This is a genomic window from Armatimonadota bacterium, assembly GCA_016125185.1.
GTDB lineage: Bacteria > Armatimonadota > Fimbriimonadia > Fimbriimonadales > Fimbriimonadaceae > Fimbriimonas.
This window is the reverse complement of sequence record WGMG01000006.1, coordinates 235,890-258,421: the sequence shown is the minus strand read 5'-3', so window position 1 is coordinate 258,421 and position 22,532 is coordinate 235,890. Positions and strand designations below refer to the sequence as shown.

Here is a 22,532-nt window from a genome sequence, read left to right as displayed (position 1 = left end):
TGCAAAGGACCGAGGTCCGCAACCGTCTTAATATTTAAACCACCCCACCTACTCATTTGTTGCTATGATCGATAATATCTCTCAATTCGAATTCGAAGGCATGTCCAGGGAACACCAAGTGATCTGGCTTGCCGCCGACGGTAAGACCGACAAAACGATTGCTCAACTCCTGGGCATCAGTACGGATACCGTTTCGACCTACTGGAAGCGGATTATGGTCAAATATAATTCGTCCAGTCGCACGGAGGTCGTTGCCACATTTTTGCGCCAACGGTTCGAATTCCAGATCGACAAGGTTGACACCGAGCGACGAACCCTCAAGAAGGAGCTCCGCGAAAAGAGTGTGGCCGAACAGCAGCAGCAAGTGGCCACCGCCCATCTAAATTCGCTGATGAATCTGCTCGATGTCGGCGTCTTGTTCACGAGCAACGGATTTAAGGTTACCTACGTCAACGAACAGCTTTGTTACCTGGCGGGATGCGAATTGACCCCGAAAGAGATCATCGGCACCGACCTTGAGTACTTCCTGGCCAACTCGCGCAATCGGACGATCAGCACCGACTATACGACGATCAACCGACTGCGGACCCTCGGTGGGGCAGGTGCAGAAAGGACCGTCGATCAATTGGTGATGACAGACGGCAAGATTCTCGAACGAACTTTCTGCACGCTAACCGTGAAAGGAAATCCGGTTGGAAACCTCATTCTCTACAAGGATGTCACGAGCATCGTCAAGGACAAGAACGAGCTTCGGGCCAAGTCGCAACTGAGCGAACTGTTGACCAATCGCGCCATCGAGCACATGAAGGCGAATCCCAAGCAGCAGCCGAGGGAGATCATTCGGACGCTGGAAGCCGTTGCTACATTCCTCGGAGCCGATCGTTCGATGATCGGAGAAATCGACCTGCAGAAAGGAACCTTCAACATCGATTACGCTTGGCAAAAGACGGGCGAAGAGATTCTGGTTGGCAACTACCAGCCAATTCCCCTTTCCTTCTTCCCTTGGCTGCGAAAGCAGGTTGGAGAACGGGACTTCTGGATCATGGACACGATGAAGGACTTCCCTAAGGCCGCGTCGATGGAGAAGGCGGTATACGAAGAAGCCGGAGTGCGATCGACAGTGGGAATCAGCTTTACGAGCGAAGAAGCCGGGCGAGCCTATTTCGTCGATTTCTCGTACTCGAAGGAACACCAGACCAACCGAAAGCTGATCGAGACCTTGTTGCCCATCAAGCAGATTCTGGGAACGGTCATCGCCGACGCGATGGCCAAAGACAAAAGCAAGCCGGGCGAGTAACTCGTCCGGCTTGAAGGTTTCGATTCGGCCCTAGTAGACCGAATTCTCGAAGTAGAAGTCCGACGCGTTAGCTGGCGTGACCAAATCGATCTTGATTTCGCGGTCTTCGTGCTTGAAGTTCTTCAGCTCATCCTTCGACTTGCTTTCTAGCGTTTCGACTGCGGCCTTGATACCATCGGCGATCATGGAAGGTGGATAGGTGACATCGGCTGGGAACATCGGATCGTTGTCCTTTACTCGCTTGACGATGTCCTTCATTCCCGCTCCTCCGAGCATCCAAACTCCCTTATCGCGTCCGGCCTGCTTGAGGGCTCGCTCGGCACCAAGCGCCATGTCGTCGTCTTGGGCCCAGATGGCGTCAACCTGCTTATTGGCCGTGAGCATCGTCTGCATCACGTCGTAGGCCTTCTGCTGGTTCCACATTCCCGACTGGCTCGCGAGAATCTTGATTCCCGGATACTTAGCGAAGACGGCTTTGGCGGCATCCACTCGGTCCGTATTGACAGTGCAGGGGATTCCCTCGAGGACCAGAATGTTGCCTTTGCCCTTCAACTTGTCGGCCATGAACTCAGCCGACATCGTACCGAACTTCTTGTTATCGCCGGCAAGGAAGATGTCGGCGATGGACGCGTCCGTGAAACCGCGGTCTACGTTGACAATGAAGATGCCCTGATCCTTCAGCTTCTTGGCCGCAGGCGTCACCGGGGCGCTTTCGGTAGCGAGAATAACGAGGGCGTCAATCTTCTTGGTGGCCATCGCTTCGAGCTGAGAGATCTGCTTATCGGGTGAATCGGCGGTTTGAATGTCGAAGTCGATTTCTGGATGCTTCTTGGCTTCCTCGTCGGCCCAATACTTAACGCCAGCCGTCCAGCCATGATCGGCGGCGGGAATCGAAACGCCGATCTTGAACTTCTTCGTAGCGGTGTTCGTATTTGACGACGATGCCGAACTGGAGGAAGCATCGGAATTGGTGCCGCCGGAACTGTTGTCGCACGCGACCATCATGAGGGCGGCCATCGCGACGAGGCCGTATTTCAATAGCGATTTTGTCTTCATTGATTTGCTCTTGGTTTTACTTTCGTGAGCTGTTGCGCTGCAACAGTACAGCAAGTAGGATGATAACACCTTTTACACAGCCCTGCCAGTTAGAGTCGATGCCTTTGGTGGTGAGCATGTTATCGACTAAACCAAGGATCAGGACGCCGATGACGGTGGTTCCGATTCGCCCTCGTCCACCGGAGAGGCTTGTTCCCCCAATCACCACGGCGGCGATGGCGTCGAGTTCATAGTAGAGGCCCTGGGTGGCGGACGAGGCCGAGTTGTAGCGGGCGGTAAGGCAGAGGGCGGCAATGCCCGTCATCAGACCAAGGAGCGAGTAGCTGGCCAGCTTGACCGAATTGGTTTTGATGCCCGAATACTCGGAAGCTTGCTCGTTAGCGCCGGTCGCGATGAGGCGTCGGCCAAATACTGAGCGGTTGAGAATGAAAGCAGCAATGGCCCCCAGTCCAAAGAAGACGAGAATCGGCCAGTAGATAACCAACGGATCGCCGGAGACAGTGTGGAGTCCCGGAAGGGGAAATCCACCATTTGCGATGTTCTCAAAGTTTGGATTGGTGGTCGTGACCTGCCCCGCATTGGTGATAGCCATCGCTAGTGAGCGAAAGGCACCGAGCCCTGCCAGTGTGGCCACGAAAGGCGCGATGCGCCCCAGCGAAACCAGGAGGCCATTGAAGAAACCGATAAGGATCCCACCGAAGATGGCAATGCCGTAAGCAGCGGGCATGCTGTTCCATTTATTGAGGCCCAGCAAGATAAGGACGCTCAGCAGGCCAACCATGCTGCCGACCGAGAGATCGATTCCGCCAGCAATGATAACAAGGGTCATCCCGATAGCGATCATGCCCTTAGCCGAGTTTTGGGCGAGGATATTTCGGATGTTTTCAGCGGCGTAGAAGTCGTGACCCTGCCAAATCGTGTTGAAGATGATCAGCACGATCAGTGCAATTAGAGCCCCATATTGTTGTATAAATTTCTTCACGCTGCTTCTCCTTCCACACCTGCCGCCAATGCCATGATCTTGGCTTCGCTAATATCTTCACCCACCAGTTCGCCCACTATTCTTCCCTCTCGAAACACGGCGACTCGGTGAGCCAAGCCGATCAATTCTGGCATCTCGCTAGAGATGACGATGCAGGCTAGGCCCGATTCGGCCAACGAGGCAATCAGCCGGTACATTTCGGCCTTCGACCCAACGTCGATACCACGGGTCGGTTCGTCGAGAATGATGACGGCTGGATCGGTTTCAAGCCACTTGGCCACGGAACATTTTTGTTGATTCCCCCCGGAGAGCGATGTCATGGGTAGGCTGGCGTCGGGCACTTTAATTTTTAGGTCGCCAATCCACTTCGCAGCATTCGCAAGCCTCTTCTTGGTCGAGTTAAGGGAATTGAGGTTGGCGAGGGCCATGTTTTCTTCGATAGACATGCTCACCACCAGGCCCTTCCCTTTCCGGTCCTCCGAGACGTAGACAAGGCCCGCCTTTTTGGTGGCCGTTATCGAGAGACTGGGGAGCGTTTTGCCACGAACGGAGACTTTCCCCCGTCCGCTTCGAACTCCGACAACTCCCTCGCAAGTTTCCGTCCGTCCCGATCCGATGAGCCCAGCGAAGCCAAGAATTTCTCCCGCCTTGACCGAGAACGAAACTCCTTTTGCGTAACCGGGCACCGAAAAGCTTTCGACTTCGAGGACCATCTCGTCTTGGATCGGGGCTTTGTCCGGAAAGACGTCTTCGAGTTTTCGCCCCACCATCAGGTTCGCAAGATCGCTTTCGGAGAGACCAGTTGGATCCTGATCGGCGACTTTTTGGCCATCGCGAAGGACCACGATCCGCGAGCAGATTTCGAGGATTTCGGGAAGGCGGTGGGAAACATAGAGGATGGCGACGCCGTCGGCTCGCAGCTTTGCGACAATGTCAAAGAGCATCCGCGATTCGACATCGCTCAAAACCGCTGTGGGCTCGTCGAGGATGAGAAGGCGCGCTTTCTTTGACAGGGCTTTGGCGATCTCGACGAGCTGCTGCTCGGCAATAGACAGGTCTTCGCAAAGGGTCGTCGGCGCGAACTTCGCCCCAACCCGATCAAGCAAGCTGACCGCTTCCCGACGAGTTGCGTTCCGATCGACCAGGGCGCTTCCTTTTTCGGCTCCGAGGAAAAGATTATCCTCGGCGCTGAGGGTTGGAATCAGGTTTAGCTCCTGATGGACGATCTGAATTCCCAGGCGAGAAGCGTGGGTGGTGTCCTTCATCCGCACTGGTTTTTCGTCGACTTCAATGTGCCCGGCGGTGGGCTGGATAATGCCCGACAGGAGCTTCATCAGCGTGCTTTTGCCCGCCCCATTTTCGCCAATAACGCCGACTACCTCTCCGGCATGAACCTCGAAATCGAAAGCATCAAGGGCGACCGTGGCTTCATACGCCTTTGTCAGACCGACGGTTTTCAGCATTGTGGGATACCTTACCGTTGAATCTGACTCAAACTCAAGGAACGGTCTGTAAAAAATTGGAAAGGGTCCCCGCCTAAGCTAGAGGCTTGCGACGGCGACCCGTTTTTTGAGCTCGACTTGAGCAAGTCGATAGTCAGCGAGAAGTTGGTCTATGGTTTGCCCTTTGTCGAAACCCGGACCACGACAAATCTTTGCAACTCCCATGCCCTCCAGGAGGCCTCGATGAGAAGTTAGCCAATGGTCCAACTTGATGAAACGAACATACTGGTCAGTTCTGATTTCCGTTGGATCCTGAACTGACACATTAGAAATTGAACACGCCACCAGGTAGGGCGAGAAGTAATCTCCCAACTGTCCAGAGACAAGAAGCCTCGCCCGGTTCCAATTTGGATTAGCGTACTCTTTCTGGCGGGAATCCCAAAATTCGACCTCCAAGCCATTCGAATCGCCTGTGGAAATGCGATAGCAGTCGAACCGCTTGAAGCCTGGAGCAATTGCCTGAGACCAGAAGGAGCCAAATCGCTGTTTGTCGAATCCGTAGAACTTGCGATCCTCCTGCGGCAAAAAGTTCCAGAGCGCATCCGTGTCGGCGGCCAAGACGGCCCGTCCGAACTTGTCGGAGGCCGTCCGAATCGTATCCTGACGGGATTGGTGGTACCAGTAGCCCGCGACCATCATAGCCGCGATGCTGACCAAAATTGTTTGTCGATGCTTCATTGTCCCTAGTGTTGGCAATCGAGGTTATCTCCGTTGCACCAAGTATCCGTTCCGGCCCATTCCGTGTGTGTGTAAACCTGGGTGCCGCCGGTTTCGCACCAAACGGTCGTCTTAATGATTCGGCGACAGTCTTGGCTTCCATTGACGATCCAATTCTCGGTGCCGCAAAGTTTGTTTTCGCTACTAACAATTGGGCAGAACAGATTAGGAATCGGAATTTCGTCGCAGGATATGCACACCGACACTTTACCGTCCCCGCCGGATGTTCCCGTGCTACCACTGTAAGCATTTGATGAGATGAGCGTGCACGCAAGCAAGCTCACGATGAATAATTTCGTGTTTCTTTTCATGAATCACTCCCGGAAGGCAACTTCCGAAACTTGGGTTATTGGTAGAACTTTTGGTTAGTAACGATCCACTTATCGTTAGATCGATCCTTGATGGTTCCGGCAAGGGTGATGCCGATCGATCGCTTCATGCAAAACTGACAGAACAGGCGAGTCCCCGTCGGGTTGCAGTTCTTGTCGGCCATGACCATGGTGTCTCCTTGAAGCTTCTCAACGTCGGGCACCCAGTTGTAGTCCCACGGACCGTAGATTAAGCCAACAGAGCGGAGCGGTCCATCTTGATCCAGCCCGCACGGGAAAAACTGTGTCTTAGTGCGCCAACTGTTGTGATAGTCGTGTGTGTAGCCGTTGACGAAATTCATAAAGGTTTCGCTCGACGGAAGTCCCATCTCTTGGGCCTCGCCGTACTCGACCTTGGGGTCGTTGTCGCTCTGATACAACATTAGCCCTTGCCAAAAACCGCGAAGATTTTGACCGGCTGCCTTCGCTTTTGCCTCGCCACTAGCTTTTGCCATCACGGGAAACAAGATCGCGGAGAGGATCGCGAGAATAGCGATCACGCTCAGAATCTCAACCAATGTAAAGCCGTTCTTTCTCATCGCTGATACACTCCAGAAGCAAGTTCTGCCAGCTTGGTGCCCGCCTTCATTTCAACAACATAGTAGTTATCAGTTTTGAGAAAGCCGTCCATGTCCACCATGTCGGGCGTTACAACCAGAAAAGCCCATTCGGGATGCGAATCCATGAACGTTTTCGCCTTGATACGAAAATCGGAGCACGACTTACATCCGGTCATGACGATCAGCATGTCGAATTGAGGGATCTTTCGCCCGCGCACATCGGTCGTCGGATAGTCGATCTTCGGCGCCCGATTTTCGGCCGCCTTTGCCTGCGATACGAGATAGTCATCGCTCGGACGGTCTTTCGTCTGAACGATGGCACCCATCGACAGAACCGCAGCCGTACCCGAGAGAAGCCACGCGAGGGCCGTGCAAATTTTCATACACAGACGGCAGAACAAAGTCCATGCCAAAGCCTTGCAATCTTGCACATTTCTTTTATCTTTAATCCATTTTGGAAAATCGCTATCAATTGACTGAACGATAACCCCGTATTTATCCCATTGAAAACTGGCCACCGATGACCGAGAACATTGCAAAGACGACCAACGTCCTTGTTTGCCAAGACCCCTTAGGAAGAAGCTTTTCTTGGACAAAGTTGCCCAAATCGTATTCCCAAGCAGATTGCGAGAGGCCGGGAATGCCGCCAGTTCGGATATCCCAAAATAGGTGGGGTTTCCTCGCAGATATGCTGTCACGCATTCGTGGGGTACTAATAAAATTCTTATGGGCGACATTTTACACTTTGATCACCCTAATTACGACCCCGTCTAGCCGATTGGTTCAATTGAAGACCTTACGGCTCGATGGTTACCGTCTTTGGTCCTACAATTAAGCCGCGCACTTCAGGAACCGACACAGTGACGCCATCCGGGATCACCAAGCTCGCCTTCCAAGTCTTACCCACCTTTTCGACTCTTGCATGAATCGGGCCCTTACCGGTCGAAATGTATCCTTCCGCCCAACTCAAATCGACCAAGTGAGGATGGAATTCATACTGATGAGCTTCTATGGGTCTGAGGCCAAGAATCTTTGTCTGAAGATGAAGCACCGGGTGGGCTGACCAAGCGTGGCAGTCGGACCGTCCCGGGTCCGGCATTTCAATGGTGGTCCGCAATCCCTTGTCGATCATGCCACCCCACTGGCTGCGAATATTGTCCAGAAGTCGGTCGAATCGCCCCAAACGGGCAAACGCCTCGTGCCGGTAGTGCTGGAAATAATAAGTCGCGGCACTTCCTTCCCTGTCCTTGGCGTACCATCGCTCACCGATTGCCTGGAGTTCCTTGTCGGTGCTGAGCAGCGCCAAGGCATGCTGCTGCTCCGAAACCGTCTTTTCGCTCGGGGAATCCAGCAAAAGGCCCTCCGAGTTCAGGTGTTTCTTCACCGCCTGCCGAAGCTGCTGCAGCCATCCCATCAAAGGACGCTGGGAATTATTGTGTCCGTAGACCGTTTCGATCTCAACAGCGGACTCTAGGGCCAGCACCAATTGGAGATTGATCACAATGCTGTATCCGTGCAGACCACCGGGCGGCACGCCGTCTTTCCAAGCCGAAATCCAGTCAACGAAATTCCATTGGTCGGGCGACTGCATCAGCCCGAAGGTGGGTGAATGCGAGTCCCGGTCGATGTATTGCTCAAAAAAGGAAAGGATCGTGCGTACGCTCGGTAGGAGTTGACGAAGCAGAGCCTGGTCACCCCGCCAAACGTGCTGGTCGTGGACCATCAGAACCCACCAGATCGAGAACGGCGGGATGTACTGGCGGTTGCGGCTTGGGTATCGAGACTGCGTCATGCCGCGGTAGCCGATCGACCAGCGATAGAGGTCGGTGGCCTTCGCCGAAAGTCGCCCGTCGTCGGTCATCGCCATCATGATCATCGACTCAATGCGAGAGTCGCCGACGTACTGAAGCTGTTCGTAATAGGGGCAGTCGAAGAAGGTCTCATGCGCATCCATCTGCAGGGTCCGAATGCAGATGTCCACGATCTTATTCAGCTTCTCATCCGAACAATGGAACGGCGGAGTTGGCGGGATCACCGGGTAGTGAGTCTCTTCCAAGCGGAAGCCGGACAGAATCAGCGGATGGTCGCCGGTCTCCACATAGATCTCCATGTAGCGGCCGGACACCCACCAGAACGTCGAATACTTCTCTTCTTTGCCGCCACCGGGCACGATCTCGTCGCCGAACCCGAGCGCGCGTGACCACATCATCACAAAATGGCCGCCCTCAACCTCGTCTCGATTGCCGCGATCGCCATCGTCAAAGTTCTTGATCAGTGCTTCCTGGAAATGAATCCGAACCTTGGAGCCCTGTCCTCCTGATGTCGTTAAATACCAATATGCGCACGCATAGTTATCCAGATCGACGATGCATCGAACCTTCTGGTTCGGTGGAATCGTAAGGTCCTTTCCATCAAGAAGATCTTGCCATCGCGGGTACTGACTGGGAGAATCGTTCTCCTTCTTGATCGTGACGCTGGCGGTATCGGCGCTTTCGCAGTAGCCTATGTGGCGAATCTTGAAGGTCTTCCAGTCGCGATAGAACATCGCCGGAAGCGAGGCCGGACGAAGAATTCGGATGGGGTTTAGATCGACAGCTTCAGGAAGTGTCGGAGTCTCGGACTTCGTCGGTTCGACAAGCTCGCCGCGGCCCTCCAAGGCCGAAAGCGAGAACTGGCCGCCCAGGAATCGAAAGCGGTCGCCAACCCCATAAGTCGTCGAATGCGGCACAATCTCGATCCCTTTGACCTCAGCACATTTCCAGGCGGCATGACCGGTGGTCAACTGTGCCTTGAGGTTTGTGTCGTCGGCCACACAGAGAAAGCCGTGCTCAACCATTGCCTGCGCGAGAGGCGCATGATCGTTTCCAAGGGACCACACGAGGGCCGAAAGATGGTGGTCACCAGCCGACAGGTCCAGGTCATAGCTCTCGTAAAACCAATGCTCATTGTCGCCGCGCTCGCTCCCACGCGCCACGAGATCGCCATCGAGGAAGAGTTGGTACCGTTCATCGGCGGTGACGTGGATCCGAGTCTTCAAGTCCTCCTTCAGGTCGAGAGCGAGTGTGTAAATCGCAAAGAATGGGCGGTTCGCCGAGGCAGGGTGGGCGATGAACTTGGCATCGAGTCGCCCGCGATTCCACGGCGAATCGGTCCGGCTGGCAGAAAAAGGGTCTTCCGACAAGACGACCCGGGTTACCTGCGACATTCCGCTAGCTTAACCTGTAAACTCTTACGAATTGCCATGAGGCCAACTTTCGAGGAAATTCTTGCCGCAAAGGAGCGGATCTTTCCGGGAATCACCGTCACTCCGTGTCGCCATTCTCGCATTCTTAGTTCGATGTTTGGATGCGAAATCTATAACAAAATGGAGTACCTACAGGAGACGGGTTCGTTCAAGGAGCGAGGCGGACGCAATGCGCTGATGCTCCTGAGCGACGACCAGCGAAAGCGGGGCGCGGTGGCTGCATCGGCCGGTAATCACGCTCTGGCAATCGCCTTCCACGGCCAACAGTTGGGCATCCCGATTCGGGTGGTAATGCCCGTCACCGCCCCGATGGTGAAGCAAGAGCGGTGTCGACAATTTGGCGCGCAAGTCGAGCTTTTTGGCAACAACATCGCCGAGGCTAAGCAAAGGGCCGACGAGTATGTCGAACGCGACGGCATGACCTATGTACACGGCTTCGACGGGATCGACGTCATCGCCGGAGCCGGAACGTTGGGTCTGGAAATCCTCGACCAAATCCCGGATGTCGACGCTATCGTCTTACCGATCGGCGGTGCAGGACTCATCGCCGGTCTGTCTTTGGCAGTCAAGACGCGAAAGCCCGAGGTCCAGGTCATCGGTGTCGAGCCGGAATACGCCGCTTCCTATTCCGCAGCCGTGCAGTACGGACAGCCAATCCTTATCGAGATGGAAGACACACTGGGTGACGGTCTGGCCGTTCCGTGTGTCGGCTCGAACGCCTTCGAGTTGGCACGCCAGCACATCGACCGCGTGGTGACGGTGACCGAGCGGGATATTGCCCTCGCGATTCTGCGCGCCGTCGAAGTTGAAAAGGGCGTTGTAGAGGGTGCAGGCGCCGCGCCACTTGCGGCGATGATCGCCGGCAAGCTCGACGATCTGAAGGGTAAGAAGGTCGTGCTGGTTCTTTGTGGCGGCAACATCGACCCGTCCGTGCTCGGCCGAGTCATCAACTACGGCCTGCGGTGCGACTGGCGTTTGGTGCGTTTTCGGTGCGAGATTTCGGACCGTCCAGGCGGCCTTGAGAAGCTAACGCACGCCATCGCCGAGATGAAGGCGAGCGTGAAGCAGATCAGTCACGAGCGAACGTTTGGCAAACCCAACTTCAGCCGAGTCACGATCTCATGCGTGGCCGAGACCCGAGATAAGGAACACGCCGACGCGCTAATTTCGCACATTGAAGAACTTGGAATGCCGTGCGAATTGTATTGAATATCCTAATAACGTAGTCAAATGTTCAACGGTCTGTTTGTGGTGCTCGACAAATCGGCATTCCAAATGCTTTCGAAAGACGAGGTTTTTGTTTGTAGCTGTTGCTTCAGCCCCATTGTCTGCCCTATACTACCAGCCGAAATCCTTGCAGACCTTGATAAGCTGGGAGGTGAAAAGACTATCTCAATGGGTAGTCTTTGTGAAAAACTTCAATCACTGCATGGCATCTATAACGCAGAATCAAGGGGCCTGATCCTAAACTCCCTAATGGGACGGGACTATAGTGGAAGCAGGCGTCCAGTCGTAGATCATCAGCAAACCTACTACGACGAAGATGGTGTTAGAGGCGACTTTGTTGGTGGACACCCTATCGAGCTTGCCTTACTGTACTGGGAACAGGGCCAGTTTCTAAAATCTGAGCAAGAACTATCCAAACTGTGGAGGATTACGTTCCAGGACGAACAAGCTCTCGCCCTAGAAGAGCTTGTTCGTAAAGAACGGATCATAATAGAGTTCGTAAAGGATAAGAGAAAGATTCATGGTGTAGCAGAGCAGTATGCAAATAAGCCATCACTTAAGAGTACTTGGCTCGCATATCTTTTGACAATCGCTGGAGGTAATCGTGAGCAAGTATCCGTCATCTTAGAAAGGTTCGCTGACCACGCTGGTTATTCGATCAGGATCCTTAGCCCATATGCCTATTTCGTTTTGAAATTACACCTCAGCTACTTGATATTAGTTAGAAGCAAGCACAGTTCATCTCAACCAACCCACGTCCTGGATTTGAATTACCTTGAATACTGTCCTTTTACCCACATCTTTGTTTCGAATGACCGGTTTCACAAACGGATGGCAGAAACCGGAGTACTTGACGGAACCTTATTTCTTTCAGGAAATCAATTCAAAGCGGAACTACAAAACATTTCGCGAACGTTCAGGCCAAGCAATGGTAGTGGGTTCAAAGTCGAAACCTTCAGCAATGAGGAGATACGTTCACTCGTTCGAAGCAACTTTAAGCAAACCAACACAAAAGAAGGTCGTAAGGACTTAACATCAATTGATCTAATAAGAGAGAGACTTGGTGAGCTCATGAGGATTGCTGAGGAGAAAGAGAGAAAGTTCATTGAACAACGGTCCGCCCAACTTCAAAAAGAAGGAGAACAGGGAGATTAATATCTTTAGTACGCATCAAGACTTTCTCCATACAGCTTCCTACGATTTCGCCCGTCATCTTCGCATCGAACTCTTGTGTAACAAACCGGCCCCAACTGTCCTGGGACTCCTCGTCGACGGCCGCCCGTGGCGTCGCAAGCACGCCTACGACGGCATCTAGTGCGAGAACAGATAGACGATTCCGAGCGGGATGAGACCCACCACCGCAACTCCATAAAGCACGTCGAGCCAAAACATCGAACCTAGCGCGCCTAGGTAGATCAGCCCAACGATCGGCGTCGCCCAAATCTTCGTCGCAGTCGGAGTATCTGGGTGCTTCAGAGCCTTGCGGATCGACGCCGCATCGCCGGTGCTGGGAAAGGCGTGCATCGCAATCGAGACGCCGAGCCAGATCAGCAGAAGATCGAGCGGGTCAAAACTACCAAGTTTGAAGACGGGAATGGCGGCCGGAGCCCCAATGATGCCGCCGATGATCGTGTTTACAAAGAACGGCCCGATGCTGATCATCAGGTTCTGGCTGGCCTTCTTCGCTCCCTCATGGATAACATAACCGACGGGCTGACGCAACCCAACCGCAAAGCGGAAGAACTTGACCTCGTAGATGGCTACGCCGTAAAGTCGGCAGAAAATGGCGTGGGCGAGTTCGTGGACGATCACGCCCGGAAAAGTGAGCCAAGAAATCAAAAAGCCTGGAATGATCAATTCGTCGCTCCTTTTTCTTCTGGGAGCGCCTTTATCTTTTCATCGAGAAGCCCCGCAACCTCGTCGAGCTTGTGACCGAAGTCTTCGTCGACCTGCTGACCTTCGAAGTAGTTCAACTCCATCACCCCTTCCTTGAGCTGGCCGCTAAGAATGTAAGCTTTCGCAAGGTTGACGCGAGCGTCTTTCGCTTCCGGGTACCGCATCACAAGCGGCTTCAGGAGTTCGGCCGCGCGCTTCGGCTGGTTGATTTCGAGGTAGTGCGAAGCCATTTCGAGGTCGATACCCGACTTGATCGAGCCGGGTAAACGGACCAGCCCAATGACAAACGCAATAGCCGTTAGCGCGGCCAAGACGAGCACGTAAGGCGGATACGGAATCTTTTCTAATGGAACAAGAGGAGGTGTCGATGGTGGCGCCGTTGCCGAAGGCGGAATAACGGGCGGAACGTTCACTTCGGAATACTGTAGACGCAAGTAACGTTAAATTGCCACTCGCAAGGGTACCAATCGGCGTCTCAGCGTCAAATCTCGGTAAAATGTCGCCTAATGGCAACCGCGATTACGATGACCGATAACGGTCTGAACGTCCCTAACGATCCGATCATTCCTTTTATTGAAGGCGATGGTACCGGCCCCGATATCTGGGCCGCCAGCGTCCGAGTTTTCGATGCGGCCGTCGCAAAAGCGTACGGCGGGTCCAAGAAGGTCGAATGGAAAGAAGTCCTGGCCGGCGAGAAGGCATTCAACGCCACCGGCAGTTGGCTCCCGGACGAGACGCTCGAAGATTTCAAGAAATACCTGATCGGTATCAAGGGTCCGCTCACGACTCCGGTCGGCGGAGGTATCACCTCGCTCAACGTTGCCCTTCGACAGATTCTCGACCTCTACGTCTGCCTTCGCCCGGTTCGCTGGTTTACCGGAGTTCCAAGCCCGGTCAAGAAGCCGCAGGATGTGGACATGGTCATCTTCCGCGAGAACACCGAGGACATCTACGCCGGCATCGAATTCCCTGCCGGGTCCGACGATTCAGCAAAGATACTTCAGTTCATCGAACACACGTTCCCCAAGGCTTTCGGCAAGATTCGATTTGGCACCGAAGAGAAGACGAAAGCTTGGAAGAAGGCCGTTCATGATGGACCGGATTCCGATGTTCTCGTCGGCGTCGGCATCAAGCCGGTTTCCAAGCAGGGCTCTCAGCGCCTGATCTACAGCGCTATCCAGTTTGCCATCGACAACAATCGAAAGAGCGTGACGCTAGTCCACAAGGGCAACATTATGAAGTTCACCGAAGGCGCGTTCCGTGATTGGGGCTACCAACTCGCGAAAGACCTGTTCGGCGCGGTCGAGATCGACGGCGGCCCCTGGTGCCAGATTCCAGAGGGTAAGCCGGGTGCGGGAATTGTCATCAAGGATGCCATTGCCGACATCGCTCTCCAGCAGGTTCTGACTCGCCCGACCGACTTTGACGTCATCGCGACCCTGAACCTGAATGGCGACTACCTGTCGGACGCGCTTGCGGCCCAGGTCGGTGGAATTGGCATCGCTCCAGGCGCGAATATCAACTACATCAGCGGTCACGCGATCTTCGAAGCTACCCACGGAACCGCACCGAAGTACGCGAACCAGGACGTAGTGAACCCATCGTCAGTCATCCTGAGCGGCGAAATGATGTTCCGCTACCTCGGCTGGACCGAAGTTGCCGACCTGATCGTCAAGGGCGTCGAAGGCGCCATCGGGGCGAAGACGGTCACGTACGACTTCCACCGATTGATGGAAGGCGCAACGAAGCTGAAATGCTCCGAATTCGGCGATGCGATCATTTCGCATATGTAGTCTGCAGTTAGCAGTCGGCAGTTGACAAAGAATCCCCAGATATTTACACTGGGGATTCTTTAGTTTTGGGGTGGCACGTATAGTCGCAATGGAGTCCATGAATTGCAAGGGAGTCCCTTCTCGGCTAAACGTGAAAAGAGTTGCCAAACGCTACAATGAATCATGCCATCGATTGAACTCATCGAAGAAGACTTTCGCTTCCTGCTGGAGCAGTCTCAAAAGGAGCAAATGTCGGTCGAAGCATATCTTTCCGACATGATCGATCGGCAGCGCATCCGAGTGAAGTATCCGGATGCACCGAAGAGCGACAGCCCGAACAACCGTTTAGACCTCGATCGCCCGCATCGAAAATGGGGCATGTAGCCCCCAATGTGCGAAACGTTTCGCAAACTCGAACATCGGATGAGATAAGATAGATTTTGAACTTGCGAAACGTTTCGCAAGTTCGGTGAAAGCCGATGTTGACTTCCCTCTTGCTCTCCGCCTTTCTGCCCCACCTCGAAGCCAAAATCGCGCCCAAGTGGACGCTGACCTTCGACCAAGAATTCGATGGTCCAAAAGGGCAGGCACCCGACCCAAAAGTCTGGTCGCGTGATCTCGGGGGCGGCGGATACGGCAACGGCGAATGGCAAAGCTACACGGACGGCAACAAGAATGCCTTCCTCGACGGCGACGGCAACTTGGTGATCGAAGCCCGCAAGGAGCCGACCAAAGGTGACGACGGCATCCAGCGCGACTACAGTTCGGCAAGGCTAAAGACGAACGCATCCTTCACCCAAAAGTACGGCAAGTTCGAGGCGAGGATGAAGATGCCGGTCGGCAAGGGCATGTGGCCCGCCTTTTGGATGCTCGGAGACAATTCCGGGTCGGTCGGGTGGCCGCGATGCGGCGAAATCGACATCATGGAATACCTGGGCCACCAGACGAGCCTGACCCACGGCACTATCCACGGCCCGGGTTACTCGGGTGGCGGCGGAGTCTCCAACTCGCTCGACACCAAGCTCCCCCTCGACCAAGATTTCCACGTGTACGGCATGGAATGGGAGCCGGAGGAGATTCGTTTCACGTTCGACGGAAAGCAATTTGCCAAGGTGACGCCCAACGACATTGGCGTCAATGACTGGGCCTATGACCACCCCTTCTTCATCATTCTTAACCTCGCAGTTGGCGGCGGATGGCCAGGTTATCCCGACGCCAGCACCAAGTTTCCTCAGCGATTCGTGATCGACTACATTCGGGCCTACAAGGACGAAAACCTGAAGGTTGACGAGGCGGGCATTCGCCAGCGTGACGACTATCGAAAGGCGCACGGACCCAAATACGAATGGCCAGGACCCTTCAAGATTCCCGGGACCATCAACGCCATCGACTTCAATCTTGGTGGCGAAGGCAAGGGCTACCATGACGCCGATCCCGAGAATCAGGGCGGAGCTTATCGCCCACGCGAAGGAGTCGATATTGGCGCTTCGGGGACCACGCCAAAGGACAATGTCGGTTGGACCAAGGCGGGCGAGTGGCTGGCCTACGACCTCAACGTCGAACAGGGCGGGACCTTCAAGATCGAAGCGACGGTAGCCAGCGAGGGCGACGGCGGCGAGTTCCACTTGGAAGTCGACGGTCAACCGATCGGCGACTCGGTGGTGGTGTCCAAAACCGGCGGATGGACGACTTGGAAGACGATCTCGCTTGGCGACGCACGGCTCTATGCAGGCAAGCACACGCTGAAGGTCCGCATGGACAAGAACGGGGCCACCGGCTCAATTGGCAACCTCCTTTCGATCCGCTTCTTCCGTTAGACCGCCGTTTTGCGTCTACACTGTTGGAAGGATATGACGGTTCGGAGCCTTTGCTGGGTTGGCTTGGCCACAACTGCGCTGGCGTGCGGAGGCGTCGCCGTGCCTGGCGTTAACCTCAAGGCCGACTTTTCGGTTCGGCCCGAATTCGCGGCGGTCGCAACCGGAGGATCGTTTGAAATTCAGGTTGTCTCGCAAGGCTATCATGTCGATTCGTACAGCTTCCGGCTGGTCGAAGGCGCCGACGGAGGCTATCTCAACGTCAATCCGCTCTATCCGAACCGCGCTTACTACACCGCTCCCTCGACGCCCGGCACCTACCATGTGGAAGCGGGCTTCGTCGAAGACGCCGAACACACGCACCTCAAGACCATCGACATTACCGTCCAGTAGGACGCCTAACGAAGGCGTTCCAGCAAAGCTTTGGTGGCGCGAATCCCGTCCGGCTCGCTCATGCGGTCTCCTTCGTATTCGATGCCAAGCCGACCGCGATATCCAGCCTTTTTGATGATGTCCAGCATTCGTTTGTAGTCGATTCCGGTCTCGTTCCCTTGCGCATCGAAGTCGTGTGACTTCGCGCTCACGCCTTTTGCGAACGGCATCATGTCGGTGACCCCTTGGTAGCGGTCGTACTCGTAGAAATTGCCGAGGTCAGGCAAGGTGCCGACGTTCTTCATTCCCACCTTTCGCATCACGCCCGCAAGCCAATCGCCATGACTGCTGATGCCGCCGTGATTCTCGACGATGACACCCAACTTCAGCGTCGCCGCGTATTGTCCAAGCTGGGCGAGGCCATCGGCACAGAGCTTTGCTTGCTCCTCGGGCGTGCCCTTCGAGTAGGCGTTCACGCGGATACTATGGCAACCCAGGTACTTCGCGGCCCAAAGCCAGCGGTAATGGTTTTCGACGGTTTTGTACCGGGCGGCGGCGTCCGGGTCGCCCATCGAGCCCTCGCCGTCGCACATGATGAGGACGCTCTTGACCCCCTCGCCCTCACAGATGCTTTTCAACTCGGCGAGGTATTTGTCGTCGGTGGCTTTGTCCTTCCAAAACTGGTTCACGTACTCGACGGCATCGATGCCGTAGGTTCGGCGCGCGACCTTCGGAAAATCGAGATTGGTCATCTGCCCGCCGGAGATGGATCGGTGAAGGGACCATTCGGCCAAGGAAATTTGGAACCACGGCTTGTCGGGCTCGAGGGCGGCTACGCGTCCAGCGGCAAGGGTGGCACCGGCGGCCATCGTTCCGACAAGGAAGTCGCGACGATTCAGCTTCGAAGGGTCGTGGGCGGACATTCGGCTAGTTTAGCCGAGAATTCCGAAACCGCGGCAGACCTCCGGCGCGTTCGAATAGTAACATAGGATCATGAAGCGTTTCTCCCTTGTTTTCATCCTCGCGGCCATGACGATGGCCGGTGCGAGCGCCCTCGCCCAAACCGAAGCCAAGCCGATCGACATGTCGGAGAAGATTTTCGATCCGAGCCGCAACAGCGCCAAGGACATCTCCGATGCCGTCAAGCTGGCGATGAAGCAGAACAAGCGAATCCTGCTGGACGTGGGCGGAAACTGGTGCCCGTGGTGCCACCTGCTGGATAACCTTTTCAAGTCGAATCAGGACATCGCCAGCGAGTTGAAAGAGCACTACATCGTAGTGAAGGTGAACTTCAGCAAGGAAAACGAGAACAAGGAACTGCTTTCGCAATACCCGAAGATTCCCGGATACCCGCACATCTTTGTGCTGGAGAAGAACGGCAAACTTCTGCACTCGCAGAACACGGGACTGCTCGAAAACGGCGACCATCACGATCCGGCGAAGGTCATGAGGTTCCTCAAGACCTGGGCGATCTAAATAGGCTTCAGGATTCGGTTTGAAGAGGCTTGACGATGGTCAAGCCCCTTCTCTTTTGGCCACAAATCGCGTCCGATTCGCCCGCCAATCCTCAGCCGTTAACTCCCAAATCTCCTCGTCAAAAACCCCTTCGACGAACGATGCGTCGGGCTTTACATCAACTAACTTCGCCCCGGTCTTCTCCTTGATCCGCCGAGAACCGAGGTTGGGAACGGCGTTACCGCTTCGGATCACCGGGTTGCCCAGGACATCGAAGAAGTAGTCGTTGAAGGCGGCGACCGCTTCCGTCATCAGCCCGAGTCGGTGGTATCGTGGCGCAAGCCAAAAGGACCGATGGTGCGGCCCACCGGGATTCATGTAAACCACGCCGATCAGCAGGTCGTCGGCCGCCTCGCGAAGCGTCATCGCCCAGATGATCCGCTCACCCCTTTCGATCTGCGGCAGGCACATATCGAGGAATTCATTGGCTCCGTTGTCGGGATACGGCCACGGAACAAACGAATACAGGTATCGAACGACCTCGAAATCCGGGAACAGCTCTTGGATGCGCGGGGCATCCTCGCGACGCAAAGGGCGCAGAATCAGTCGTTCGGTTTCGAGGGTCGGTATCTGGCTCATGTCAGTTTCGGTTCAAGAATCGGATGCGATTTCGACGCCACTGGTCAGCCGTGAGTTCCCACACTTCCTCCCGGAACCGTCCGCCCACGAACGCGACGTCCTCGATGACTTCCACCCTTTCGGCCCCCGAGTTCGATTTCAGTTTGCTCGATCCGATGTTGGGTTCGGCGTTGCTGAGGCGTAGCTTTGGCAGGCCCACAACTTCGAACGCAAAGTCGTTGACGGCGGCCACGGCCTCGGTCATGTATCCCTTGCGATGGTGTTCGGGAATCAGCCAAAAACCGCGATGGAACGGCCCTTCGAGCGCGAGGTCGATGAGGCCGATCAGCTCGCCGTTTCCGTCCTTTTCGGTGATGGCCCAGAGGAACCGTTTGCCTGCTTCCACCTCGGGCAGAACGAAATTCAAAAAGTCTTCCGCGCCGGTCTCGGGATAGGGCCAAGGGACGGCGGCGGCGAGATAGCGGGTGACCTCAATGTTGGGAAAAACCGCCTGGATTCGCGGCCCGTCGTCGCGACACAACGGTCGCAACACCAGCCTTTCGGTTTTGAGGATCGGTCCCATAATCCATGATAGCAGGGAGACCGGTTCCCGGCCCATTTCTGAGCCGGGAATCGTGCCGCTACTTGGCCTTGTTGCCACCGCCAACGGCTTCTTTCTCCTTCAGCATCTGCAAGAGCTGGAGTCCCATCAGGCCACTCAGGCTTCCGTCACTCGAGCTTCCATTTCCGCTCACGATCAGGTCCGGAATGATCTTGATGTTGCCCTTGGCGATCTCCTCGGTGATCTTGAACCGGGTGAAGTTCTCTTCACCCATGGCCTTGACCTGGAGTTCGTAGGATTCCGCCTGCGACTTACCGATCGCCATGATCTTCTCGGCCTCGGCCACACCGGTCTTGGCGATGCGCTCGGCGTCGGCGACCGCGTTCAGCTTGGTGAATTCGGCCTGAGCCGCACCCTTGGCCTTGGTGGCTTCCGCCTCGGCGCTAGCGCGCATCTTGGTCGCTTCGGCTTCGGCGTTCACTTGCAGTTTCAGGCTTGCGGCGTCACCTTCGGCCTTCTTGACCGTCGCATCGGCGGTTCGCTGGGCGATTTCAACGCTCTGCTGAGCCTTGACGATCTCGCCCTGCATGTCGGCAATCGCGGTTTCCTTTTCGAGGGTTTGTCGCTTCTCCTGCGCCATGCGCTGGGTTTCGTACGTCTTCTCAGCCTCTTCGGCGATCTTTCGATCCGTCAGCGTCTTCATCAGCGCTTCGGGCGGAACGATGTCGCCGATCAGCGTATCAACCGCGTTCACGTTGTACTCGTCCAGCACTTCCTTGATATGCTCCTTGGCCGAAGCCTGGCGCTCCTTTCGGGTGCTGAGGAAGCTGATGACGTCGCTATCCTGCGCGCTATTGCGGAAGTAGTTGCCGATCGTCGGCTCCAGCACCTGCGAAACCAGGTTCGTCATACTGCCAAAACGGGCGATGACCTTCGGAGCCTCGGTCGCCGGAATGTGAATGATCTGCGACACGTCGAGGTTGAACGGGAATCCGTCCTTACTACGAACCGTGATTGTGCAGAGGTTCTTATCCAGCGCGTGCGCTTCGGACCGGGCGTTGGCCCAGTTCAGCACCAGGTTGGTCGTCGGCACCAGCTCCACCTTCATGGTGTACTTGTTGATCGGGTATTTACCCGGTCCCAACGGCTCCATCCAGACGCCTCGGTAGCCCATCGACACGATGTTGCCGTGCTTGAACGACTCGCCGGTCAGGTCCTTGCCGTCCTCGCCGATGAACGAAATGACGACGCCCACATGGCCGATCGGCACCTCCGTCATCGGGGTCTCCTCGATCTGGATCGCCCACGGATTGATGAAGTAGCTACCGGCCAGGATGACCTGCGGTTGCAGACCTCGGTTGCCGCCATTCTCCAGGAATCGGTCGACGTTCTGGAAGTTGTTATGACCTTCCACCGTCTCACCCGCGATCTGTCCCTGCTTGATCGGCTTGCCGTCGAGCGCGGTGACAATGCCCACCATGTTCTCATGGATGATCGTGATGTCAGTCAGGCTGATGGCAAACGCCAGCGTGTTGATTCGGTAAGTACCGGAGGTCAGCACGTGCGTCTGTCGGCCCTTTTGACCTTGGTTATGCAAGAACGCCACGGCGTCCTGGAAGTTGTCGCACTCGACCTTGCGGGCCAAGATGTTGCCCGCCGGGAGTTCGAAACCGTCGTTGGACAGCACGAGGCCGACCTTGCCTTCCGGCACGACCGTAAACGGCGCCATGGTGACGGCGTATTGCCACGGCCACATGGTCCAGTAAAGGCCAGGGGCTAGGGTTTCGGCCTGGATTCCAGCTTCGCCATGAGTCGCAAGAATGCGTCCGTCCGGCAACTGGCGGTGTGCGCCGAAGATGACGAATTTCTTCGTGACCAAACCGATTCGGTTTTCGGGAACGATAACCATTCCCAGGAAGAGGCGGAGGATCGGTTTGAAGAACACGACGCAGAGGATGGGAATGAGCACCCACCAAAATCGGATCATCTGATCCGACGGATTATTCAGTTGTAGGTAAAACATGCTTCAGTGCAAGAAGCCCTTGGACTCCACTTCATGCACCATTGCATTGAGGGTGTGTCTGCTTCTTGCATCCACGATAATAAGTACTTATGGAATATCGCCGGGGTTGCGAGAATCGCCAGGGTTGGAGCTAGCTGGTCGCCAACATCTAGCAGATTTGGCACTGATCGTTGGTCCGAACTGTTTCTCACCATATGCTGGCAATCTTTGTGGCCCTTTCGAGCACGACTGCGCAAACCTTTATTGCCATGCCCAGTTCGACCTGGTTTGTCGACGACAGCGGCCAGGTTGTGGATCGACTGAAAGTCATGTTTCACGAACTGACGTTTGTCCAGCAAAACCCAGAGAGCCGAACCGACTTTTTGCTCGATGGAAAGCTAGCAGTTCACACCACATCGACCAACATCTACCGACGCGACGGACTGATTCCAGTGATCAACGATGCTCACCAGCGAGCCCTTTGGCAACGTTATGCGGGCAAGACGGTTTGGGCCTATGGAAGGCAGACTCTGCTTTCGGAGGGACTGGGTCAGTCGAATTCTCGCGATCTAACTCTCTTTGCTGGCCAGCCGATCGTGATCACGGGCATTTACCAACTCGCCAAGCAAGACATTGAGGTCGGCGAGCATCATTCCCAACACGGCAACCTTGTGGACTCTGGGTTCCGTGAAGCCAAGAACTACGGGGCAGACTTTCCCATCCTCGTTGTTTTTCAGGATTCCGACAAACTCAGACAGCTAAGTTTTTCATCGCAATCCGTCGCATCGCACTACGGTCCGCCTTTTGCCGTCTACGTTGGAGAATGGAAGCTAGAGCAGGTTTTCTCGCTGACGCCTCCTCCGGCATCGGCGCAAAAGTGGCTGAAGAAGAATCTTTGGCATCCGGTGCCAGGAATGACCCATCTCGATGTGGCCTGGGTGTACGGATGGCCGATTGAGAAGAAGCCATTGGCAGAAATCCTAAAGGAAAATAACTGGGACTGGCCATACTTCTGCGAGGTGGATTTTCGAGGCGATAAAGTCGTGGAATACGATGAGCATTTACCGCACTAACCCAATGCGGTCCAA

General features: G+C 55.3%; 23 protein-coding genes. 9 read left to right on the top strand and 14 right to left on the bottom strand.

Features of this window, described 5'->3' with window-relative positions; all coding sequences use genetic code 11:
- Positions 1-64 precede the first annotated feature (64 nt).
- On the top strand, positions 65-1,297 hold the full coding sequence (locus GC165_08925; GenBank protein MBI1332990.1) for a hypothetical protein: 1,233 nt from the start codon (positions 65-67) through the stop codon (positions 1,295-1,297).
- A 30-nt stretch (positions 1,298-1,327) separates the two neighbouring features.
- Here the strand turns inward: GC165_08925 and GC165_08920 are convergent, their stop codons facing one another.
- The 8 genes from GC165_08920 to GC165_08885 form a co-directional block, all read right to left on the bottom strand.
- Positions 1,328-2,353, bottom strand: a complete 1,026-nt coding sequence (locus tag GC165_08920) for a substrate-binding domain-containing protein (protein MBI1332989.1) — start codon at positions 2,351-2,353, stop codon at positions 1,328-1,330.
- Between the two features lie 16 nt (positions 2,354-2,369).
- Positions 2,370-3,335, bottom strand: a complete 966-nt coding sequence (locus GC165_08915; GenBank protein ID MBI1332988.1) for a ribose ABC transporter permease — start codon at positions 3,333-3,335, stop codon at positions 2,370-2,372.
- On the bottom strand, positions 3,332-4,798 hold the full coding sequence (locus GC165_08910) for an ATP-binding cassette domain-containing protein (protein MBI1332987.1): 1,467 nt from the start codon (positions 4,796-4,798) through the stop codon (positions 3,332-3,334). The genes GC165_08915 and GC165_08910 overlap by 4 nt, the downstream gene beginning before the upstream one ends.
- A gap of 78 nt (positions 4,799-4,876) precedes the next feature.
- Complete coding sequence (locus GC165_08905; GenBank protein ID MBI1332986.1) at positions 4,877-5,515, bottom strand: hypothetical protein; 639 nt, start codon at positions 5,513-5,515, stop codon at positions 4,877-4,879.
- A 5-nt stretch (positions 5,516-5,520) separates the two neighbouring features.
- On the bottom strand, positions 5,521-5,838 hold the full coding sequence (locus GC165_08900) for a hypothetical protein (protein ID MBI1332985.1): 318 nt from the start codon (positions 5,836-5,838) through the stop codon (positions 5,521-5,523).
- Positions 5,839-5,900: 62 nt separating this feature from the next.
- Positions 5,901-6,461 (bottom strand): prepilin-type N-terminal cleavage/methylation domain-containing protein, encoded by a 561-nt coding sequence (locus GC165_08895; protein MBI1332984.1) that lies wholly within the window; start codon positions 6,459-6,461, stop codon positions 5,901-5,903.
- Complete coding sequence (locus GC165_08890) at positions 6,458-6,865, bottom strand: hypothetical protein (protein ID MBI1332983.1); 408 nt, start codon at positions 6,863-6,865, stop codon at positions 6,458-6,460. Before GC165_08890 ends, GC165_08895 begins: the two co-directional genes overlap by 4 nt.
- Positions 6,866-7,278: 413 nt before the next feature.
- Positions 7,279-9,687, bottom strand: coding sequence for a Bacterial alpha-L-rhamnosidase (locus tag GC165_08885; protein MBI1332982.1), 2,409 nt, complete (start codon positions 9,685-9,687; stop codon positions 7,279-7,281).
- A gap of 36 nt (positions 9,688-9,723) precedes the next feature.
- On the opposite strand from GC165_08885, the gene ilvA reads away from it, so the two are divergent.
- Together ilvA and GC165_08875 are read left to right on the top strand one after the other, a co-directional pair.
- A complete protein-coding gene (gene ilvA, locus GC165_08880; protein ID MBI1332981.1) occupies positions 9,724-10,935 on the top strand; it encodes a threonine ammonia-lyase in 1,212 nt (403 codons plus the stop codon).
- Positions 10,936-10,956: 21 nt separating this feature from the next.
- Positions 10,957-12,108 carry a hypothetical protein gene (locus tag GC165_08875; GenBank protein MBI1332980.1) on the top strand — a complete coding sequence of 384 codons (1,152 nt, stop codon included), beginning with the start codon at positions 10,957-10,959 and terminating at the stop codon, positions 12,106-12,108.
- Positions 12,109-12,264: 156 nt separating this feature from the next.
- On the opposite strand, the gene GC165_08870 is transcribed toward GC165_08875, so the two are convergent.
- Positions 12,265-12,810 (bottom strand): DUF3267 domain-containing protein, encoded by a 546-nt coding sequence (locus GC165_08870; GenBank protein ID MBI1332979.1) that lies wholly within the window; start codon positions 12,808-12,810, stop codon positions 12,265-12,267.
- Positions 12,807-13,262 (bottom strand): hypothetical protein, encoded by a 456-nt coding sequence (locus GC165_08865; GenBank protein MBI1332978.1) that lies wholly within the window; start codon positions 13,260-13,262, stop codon positions 12,807-12,809. The genes GC165_08870 and GC165_08865 overlap by 4 nt, the downstream gene beginning before the upstream one ends.
- 93 nt (positions 13,263-13,355) lie before the next feature.
- Here GC165_08865 and GC165_08860 point away from each other — a divergent pair, with 93 nt between their 5' ends.
- From GC165_08860 to GC165_08845, 4 genes are all read left to right on the top strand, one after another.
- On the top strand, positions 13,356-14,642 hold the full coding sequence (locus GC165_08860; GenBank protein ID MBI1332977.1) for an NADP-dependent isocitrate dehydrogenase: 1,287 nt from the start codon (positions 13,356-13,358) through the stop codon (positions 14,640-14,642).
- A 162-nt stretch (positions 14,643-14,804) separates the two neighbouring features.
- Entirely contained in the window at positions 14,805-15,005 is a 201-nt protein-coding gene (locus GC165_08855; protein ID MBI1332976.1) for a hypothetical protein, read from the top strand.
- Positions 15,006-15,100: 95 nt separating this feature from the next.
- Positions 15,101-16,438 (top strand): family 16 glycosylhydrolase, encoded by a 1,338-nt coding sequence (locus GC165_08850; GenBank protein MBI1332975.1) that lies wholly within the window; start codon positions 15,101-15,103, stop codon positions 16,436-16,438.
- 33 nt (positions 16,439-16,471) lie between these two features.
- The gene (locus GC165_08845; GenBank protein ID MBI1332974.1) at positions 16,472-16,828 is read left to right on the top strand and encodes a hypothetical protein; all 357 of its coding nucleotides are present in this window, start codon (positions 16,472-16,474) and stop codon (positions 16,826-16,828) included.
- A 5-nt stretch (positions 16,829-16,833) separates the two neighbouring features.
- Here the strand turns inward: GC165_08845 and GC165_08840 are convergent, their stop codons facing one another.
- Complete coding sequence (locus tag GC165_08840) at positions 16,834-17,730, bottom strand: TIM barrel protein (GenBank protein ID MBI1332973.1); 897 nt, start codon at positions 17,728-17,730, stop codon at positions 16,834-16,836.
- A gap of 70 nt (positions 17,731-17,800) precedes the next feature.
- Here GC165_08840 and GC165_08835 point away from each other — a divergent pair, with 70 nt between their 5' ends.
- A complete protein-coding gene (locus GC165_08835; GenBank protein MBI1332972.1) occupies positions 17,801-18,283 on the top strand; it encodes a DUF255 domain-containing protein in 483 nt (160 codons plus the stop codon).
- 39 nt (positions 18,284-18,322) lie between these two features.
- Here GC165_08835 and GC165_08830 read toward each other — a convergent pair whose 3' ends face one another.
- From GC165_08830 to GC165_08820, 3 genes are read right to left on the bottom strand one after another with little or no spacing between them, the layout of a single operon-like run.
- Entirely contained in the window at positions 18,323-18,901 is a 579-nt protein-coding gene (locus GC165_08830; GenBank protein MBI1332971.1) for a GNAT family N-acetyltransferase, read from the bottom strand.
- Between the two features lies 1 nt (position 18,902).
- Complete coding sequence (locus GC165_08825) at positions 18,903-19,541, bottom strand: GNAT family N-acetyltransferase (GenBank protein ID MBI1332970.1); 639 nt, start codon at positions 19,539-19,541, stop codon at positions 18,903-18,905.
- Entirely contained in the window at positions 19,522-21,429 is a 1,908-nt protein-coding gene (locus tag GC165_08820; GenBank protein MBI1332969.1) for a flotillin family protein, read from the bottom strand. Before GC165_08820 ends, GC165_08825 begins: the two co-directional genes overlap by 20 nt.
- A 230-nt stretch (positions 21,430-21,659) precedes the next feature.
- On the opposite strand from GC165_08820, the gene GC165_08815 reads away from it, so the two are divergent.
- Positions 21,660-22,517: a hypothetical protein gene (locus GC165_08815; protein MBI1332968.1), complete on the top strand. Its 858-nt coding sequence runs from the start codon at positions 21,660-21,662 to the stop codon at positions 22,515-22,517.
- The last annotated feature ends 15 nt before the right edge of the window (positions 22,518-22,532 follow it).

What these genes read in the sequence shown, in the direction of transcription:
- GC165_08925 (MBI1332990.1), top strand. Translation starts at nt 65, where the DNA reads ATGATCGATAATATCTCTCAATTCGAATTCGAAGGCATGTCCAGGGAA.
- GC165_08920 (MBI1332989.1), bottom strand. Translation starts at nt 2,353, where the DNA reads ATGAAGACAAAATCGCTATTGAAATACGGCCTCGTCGCGATGGCCGCC.
- GC165_08910 (MBI1332987.1), bottom strand. Translation starts at nt 4,798, where the DNA reads ATGCTGAAAACCGTCGGTCTGACAAAGGCGTATGAAGCCACGGTCGCC.
- GC165_08905 (MBI1332986.1), bottom strand. Translation starts at nt 5,515, where the DNA reads ATGAAGCATCGACAAACAATTTTGGTCAGCATCGCGGCTATGATGGTC.
- GC165_08895 (MBI1332984.1), bottom strand. Translation starts at nt 6,461, where the DNA reads ATGAGAAAGAACGGCTTTACATTGGTTGAGATTCTGAGCGTGATCGCT.
- GC165_08890 (MBI1332983.1), bottom strand. Translation starts at nt 6,865, where the DNA reads ATGAAAATTTGCACGGCCCTCGCGTGGCTTCTCTCGGGTACGGCTGCG.
- GC165_08885 (MBI1332982.1), bottom strand. Translation starts at nt 9,687, where the DNA reads ATGTCGCAGGTAACCCGGGTCGTCTTGTCGGAAGACCCTTTTTCTGCC.
- ilvA (MBI1332981.1), top strand. Translation starts at nt 9,724, where the DNA reads ATGAGGCCAACTTTCGAGGAAATTCTTGCCGCAAAGGAGCGGATCTTT.
- GC165_08875 (MBI1332980.1), top strand. Translation starts at nt 10,957, where the DNA reads ATGTTCAACGGTCTGTTTGTGGTGCTCGACAAATCGGCATTCCAAATG.
- GC165_08860 (MBI1332977.1), top strand. Translation starts at nt 13,356, where the DNA reads ATGGCAACCGCGATTACGATGACCGATAACGGTCTGAACGTCCCTAAC.
- GC165_08855 (MBI1332976.1), top strand. Translation starts at nt 14,805, where the DNA reads ATGCCATCGATTGAACTCATCGAAGAAGACTTTCGCTTCCTGCTGGAG.
- GC165_08850 (MBI1332975.1), top strand. Translation starts at nt 15,101, where the DNA reads ATGTTGACTTCCCTCTTGCTCTCCGCCTTTCTGCCCCACCTCGAAGCC.
- GC165_08845 (MBI1332974.1), top strand. Translation starts at nt 16,472, where the DNA reads ATGACGGTTCGGAGCCTTTGCTGGGTTGGCTTGGCCACAACTGCGCTG.
- GC165_08840 (MBI1332973.1), bottom strand. Translation starts at nt 17,730, where the DNA reads ATGTCCGCCCACGACCCTTCGAAGCTGAATCGTCGCGACTTCCTTGTC.
- GC165_08835 (MBI1332972.1), top strand. Translation starts at nt 17,801, where the DNA reads ATGAAGCGTTTCTCCCTTGTTTTCATCCTCGCGGCCATGACGATGGCC.
- GC165_08830 (MBI1332971.1), bottom strand. Translation starts at nt 18,901, where the DNA reads ATGAGCCAGATACCGACCCTCGAAACCGAACGACTGATTCTGCGCCCT.
- GC165_08820 (MBI1332969.1), bottom strand. Translation starts at nt 21,429, where the DNA reads ATGATCCGATTTTGGTGGGTGCTCATTCCCATCCTCTGCGTCGTGTTC.
- GC165_08815 (MBI1332968.1), top strand. Translation starts at nt 21,660, where the DNA reads ATGCTGGCAATCTTTGTGGCCCTTTCGAGCACGACTGCGCAAACCTTT.